Below are 3,908 nucleotides of genomic sequence, written 5' to 3' on the forward strand. Positions count from 1 at the left end.
CAGTCGTGATAAAGGCTAGCCCGGATATTTCATAAACATGCTCCCGCTCTCACTTGCCCATTACCGCTCTAAGGGAGTTTTACTCAGTCGACCGTACTCCCCGGTACGGCACTCCTTCGCAAAATCCCTTAGAGCGACAAATGCCTGCGCGAGATTCGGGGCAGTTTATGAAATATCCGGGCTAGAGCCTAGTTGGTTTTGGTGGTTTTGGTGTTATTTTTTAAGCTGACCAACGTTCAGACTGCTCAGAGCAGAATTTCCCTGAGTGGTAAAACAGTGAAGCCATTTCATTTCGTGAATGATGAAATGGCTGTTGGAGTTCACGGTTACTTGGAATGGTTGACCGGTTTGCTTGAAGAGTGCCACTGCCCGGGGAACTTCATTGAGAACTGGAATTTTTGTCCGGTTTCTCCACCAGGTTGATACATCTGTTCTGTCCAGCTGAGAGAGCCCTTTCTGTCAAGAATCAAGACGCTGGTGTTACGGGTTCCGTAATGATCGCTGGCTATAAAACAACTGGATAAAAACTTTTCCCGTTCCTGACCTACTCCGGTTTCCGGCAATTGGTCATCGGGGGCTGTTGAGCCATCGTGCATCATGGCAATCAGATTTTCAGGTTCGGGCTTCAGGTGGTGTTCGACATGCTGAGTTAATCCCTGGCGAACTTTTTCCAGTTTGGGCCATGGGCTGTTTAATAGATGATTGCTAAGGGCATGGTAGCCTGGTTTCAGGGAGACAATACTGCCCATTCGATTGGAGTAGTAATACAGTCCACTGGTGTCGCCTACCAGCAGATTAAAGCCGGAGTATTGATCCGCTGCACTGTGAATCTGGCTCAGGTAGTCTTTGGGTGAAAGGTCACTGCTCAAGAAGTCACTGACCAGGTGGCCCCGGGAAAGTGTTCCCGGCTGTATGGGCAGTTCTCGATAATTGGTCACGGCGGCAATTCGGCCTCTGCGGCTCAGGGCCAGCCAACTGCCACCGGCTTCCATATCCCGACCACCAAGAATTTCCGGGTTGTCTTCCCAAAAATGAACTGTTTTGGCGGGCCGTTCATAAAACTCATCACGGTTGGCGACCAGAATCAGTGGGTATTGGGCATCCGGTTGCCAGGACAGGGAAATCAGACACATAACTTGAGGCCATCTCTTGTTTTTATCAACGCTGCTGATAGTGCACTAACAGCTGTGAGCCAAAATGTCGTGAGGCGAGAACCGTTAACCGGTTTTCAGATGAAGAAACAACGACATTTCTGGTAAAAAGATATACGTAAATTTTGCTCACTCTGATTCAGATGGTATCACATCTATTTTTTGCTTTACTGGCCACCAATAGTATCCGCTCCTGGACTGTTTTGATTTCACCCCGCTCATCTTGCTGCGCGATCAGGCATGCCAGCTTCTTCCTGTCTCGAGTGTTGTTAAAGTGTCTTATGATGGGCACCTGCTCAAGAAAATATTCCAGTGCTTGAGGGGTATACCAGGTATTCCAACGACCCATACGAATGGAGAATTGGTCTGTCAGCAGACTGATTCGGTTATAGCGCTGAATATAAACGGAGTGAGGAATCAGGTTCAGGCTTTGCCCCCGCCAGCCATCTTCATCCCTTCCAAAAGCTCGTTTGATGCTGGCCTGATCTTTTTCTGTTGACGTCTCCAGAAGATAATATCCCCCGGGTTTCAGGACGCGGAAAGCTTCTTCTTCAACCGCGTTGGGGGCCATGATAGCGGTGACCAGATCAAAGCTTTCGTCAGGAAACGGTAGGTCGCAGGAGCGTCCTTTCAATAAGCTGACATTTTGATGGCCAGAGTCAAAAATGTTCTTACGTGCCTGGGCAAGCATGGTTTCATTAATTTCCAATCCGACAAGGGAGTAGACCTGTGTTACTAAAGGCAGCCACTGAATAGGGTGCCACAGCCAAGATCCAGGCAATGAAAGTCAGGTTGGCAGAGCGATTTAATTTCTTCCTGAATAGCCCATGGACGGGGTTCTTGTCTGCCTCGAATCAGCTGGGACTCATAGTGGGTAAATGCCATTTAGTGTCATTTCTTATTAAACTGGGGAAGGTAATCTATAGCAGAGGGGGAATTGCTATGAGTAAAACACTGACTGCTGCGGTGGTCCAAATGTGCTCTGGACCGGATGTTCAAGCCAATCTAAATCAGGCCAATGATCTATTGTCAGGCATGGCGTCTTCAGCGGATATCATTGTACTGCCTGAATGCTTTGCCCAGATGGGAGGTGATATTCCTGCTCTGGGCAACAATACCAGTGTGGTCAGAAACTGGATGTCCCGGGCTGCGCGCCAATCCAAAGCCTGGCTGGTGGGTGGCTCTATTCCCTGTGTGATCAATGAAGGGGAGAACAGCCGGGCTTCTTGTTTTGTTTTCGACCCTGAAGGCAATGAAGTGGCTCGCTATGACAAGATTCATCTGTTTAATGCTGATGTATCCGACGGTACACGCCGTTATCGGGAGTCTGACGATTATTCTGCAGGAACTGATCTCAGTGTGGTGGATATGGAATTCGCCAAAACCGGGCTGACCATCTGTTACGACGTTCGTTTTCCAGAACTCTATCGCCAGCTGAGAGCAAAGGAAGCTGAAATTATTACGGTACCTTCAGCATTTACGAGGGTAACTGGACAGGCACATTGGGAACCATTATTAAGAGCTCGAGCGATTGAAAACCAGTCGTATGTGCTGGCACCGAATCAGGGGGGGACCCATCCCAACCAGAGAGAGACCTGGGGCCACAGTATGATTATTTCGCCCTGGGGCGAGGTTCTGGCTGAAGCGGATACCGATCCCTGTGTTCTGATGGCTGAGCTGGATATAAAAGCGCTCAGGGAAATCAGGCAGCAGATGCCCAGCTTTGATCATCGAGTGCTGTGAAAGCGCTGTTCCTATACTTGCAATAACCAATAGCGAATGACAGGGCGTCATTATGCCAAGCAAGGGAATAGATATTTTTGGCAGTACAACCAGTATTTCATCTTCGACGAGTTCTATACCCATCGCCTTCCGAGTAACTACCCGATGCCAGCACAGTTTTCAGTATGCTGGCTTTCGCTGACAGCCCCTGCGGGCACTAGCATAAAACCCATGTTTTTTGCTTTTTTCTGCAGGCCTTTCATCACCCTGTCCTGATATTGTCGCTCATAGTAATCTTGACCTTCATCAACGTATCTGCTTCCGTGCTTGAGCATACTGTAAACCAGTCGAGCCAGCTTATGCGCTGTAGCTGTTATTGCCTTTGGCGAGCCCAGTTTGCTTCTCATTCTTCGGCAATAAGCACCCAGCGCACTTTTTGAATTCATCAGAGTAAAAGCGGCCATCCGAAAGGCCATCGCCGCCGCACTGGGTATACGCTTGGTTTTGCGGTTCAATACCTTCCCGCCGGATATTTTGGTACCAGGGCAAAGTCCAAGCCAAGAAGCAAAATGTTTGGCAGAAGGCCAGCGTTCCATATCTAAACCGACTTCTGATAGAATTTTTAGTGCTGCACTTTTATCAATACCGTCAATATCTGTCAGATCAACACCTGCCACCCGATTAAGCTGTGACCGGACATCGAACTCAGGAGCACTTCGGGATTTCCGTTTTTTTTTACGGGTTTGTCAGTGTCTGCTGACTTTGAGGGGGGCAATGCCTTACTGTCAAGCTGCTTCCTGTTTACCACTAATCATACGTTATGACACAGAGAAAGCAGATTTAAGAATATACATCTGTTTTTTCATTCTTCCTGATTTTTAAACAGTTGAAAATTGTCGAAACACTGCAATATTGGCAGTAGAACAAGCAAAAACGGAACTCGCTCATAAGTGAAGTTTGATGATGGCAGAGGTTACACTGGTACTCGGCTTTCCTGTGGAGTTTACAGAAACTGCGAGAACCACATTTTGGGCA

Annotated in this window: 5 protein-coding genes; 1 reads left to right on the forward strand and 4 read right to left on the reverse strand. The window is 48.1% G+C overall.

Annotation, left to right across the window (positions count from 1 at the left end; all coding sequences use genetic code 11):
• Positions 1 to 326: 326 nt before the first annotated feature.
• The 3 genes from ACR2PX_RS15655 to ACR2PX_RS15665 form a co-directional block, all read right to left on the reverse strand.
• Entirely contained in the window at positions 327 to 1,133 is an 807-nt protein-coding gene (locus tag ACR2PX_RS15655; protein WP_434000288.1) for an NRDE family protein, read from the reverse strand.
• Positions 1,134 to 1,290: 157 nt separating this feature from the next.
• Positions 1,291 to 1,932 carry a class I SAM-dependent methyltransferase gene (locus tag ACR2PX_RS15660; protein WP_434000289.1) on the reverse strand — a complete coding sequence of 214 codons (642 nt, stop codon included), beginning with the start codon at positions 1,930 to 1,932 and terminating at the stop codon, positions 1,291 to 1,293.
• Positions 1,887 to 2,036 (reverse strand): hypothetical protein, encoded by a 150-nt coding sequence (locus tag ACR2PX_RS15665; protein ID WP_434000292.1) that lies wholly within the window; start codon positions 2,034 to 2,036, stop codon positions 1,887 to 1,889. Before ACR2PX_RS15665 ends, ACR2PX_RS15660 begins: the two co-directional genes overlap by 46 nt.
• 57 nt (positions 2,037 to 2,093) lie before the next feature.
• Here ACR2PX_RS15665 and ACR2PX_RS15670 point away from each other — a divergent pair, with 57 nt between their 5' ends.
• Positions 2,094 to 2,894 carry a carbon-nitrogen hydrolase family protein gene (locus ACR2PX_RS15670; RefSeq protein WP_434000290.1) on the forward strand — a complete coding sequence of 267 codons (801 nt, stop codon included), beginning with the start codon at positions 2,094 to 2,096 and terminating at the stop codon, positions 2,892 to 2,894.
• Positions 2,895 to 3,031: 137 nt separating this feature from the next.
• On the opposite strand, the gene ACR2PX_RS15675 is transcribed toward ACR2PX_RS15670, so the two are convergent.
• The gene (locus ACR2PX_RS15675; protein ID WP_434000291.1) at positions 3,032 to 3,550 is read right to left on the reverse strand and encodes a transposase; all 519 of its coding nucleotides are present in this window, start codon (positions 3,548 to 3,550) and stop codon (positions 3,032 to 3,034) included.
• Between the last annotated feature and the right edge of the window lie 358 nt (positions 3,551 to 3,908).

Source organism: Endozoicomonas sp. (genome assembly GCF_051008435.1).
In the GTDB taxonomy this organism is placed as follows: Bacteria; Pseudomonadota; Gammaproteobacteria; order Pseudomonadales; family Endozoicomonadaceae; genus Endozoicomonas_A.

Bases quoted from the DNA above. Each gene is read 5' to 3' on its own strand.
- ACR2PX_RS15655 (WP_434000288.1), bottom strand. From the start codon at position 1,133: ATGTGTCTGATTTCCCTGTCCTGGCAACCGGATGCCCAATACCCACTG.
- ACR2PX_RS15670 (WP_434000290.1), top strand. From the start codon at position 2,094: ATGAGTAAAACACTGACTGCTGCGGTGGTCCAAATGTGCTCTGGACCG.
- ACR2PX_RS15665 (WP_434000292.1), bottom strand. From the start codon at position 2,036: ATGGCATTTACCCACTATGAGTCCCAGCTGATTCGAGGCAGACAAGAA.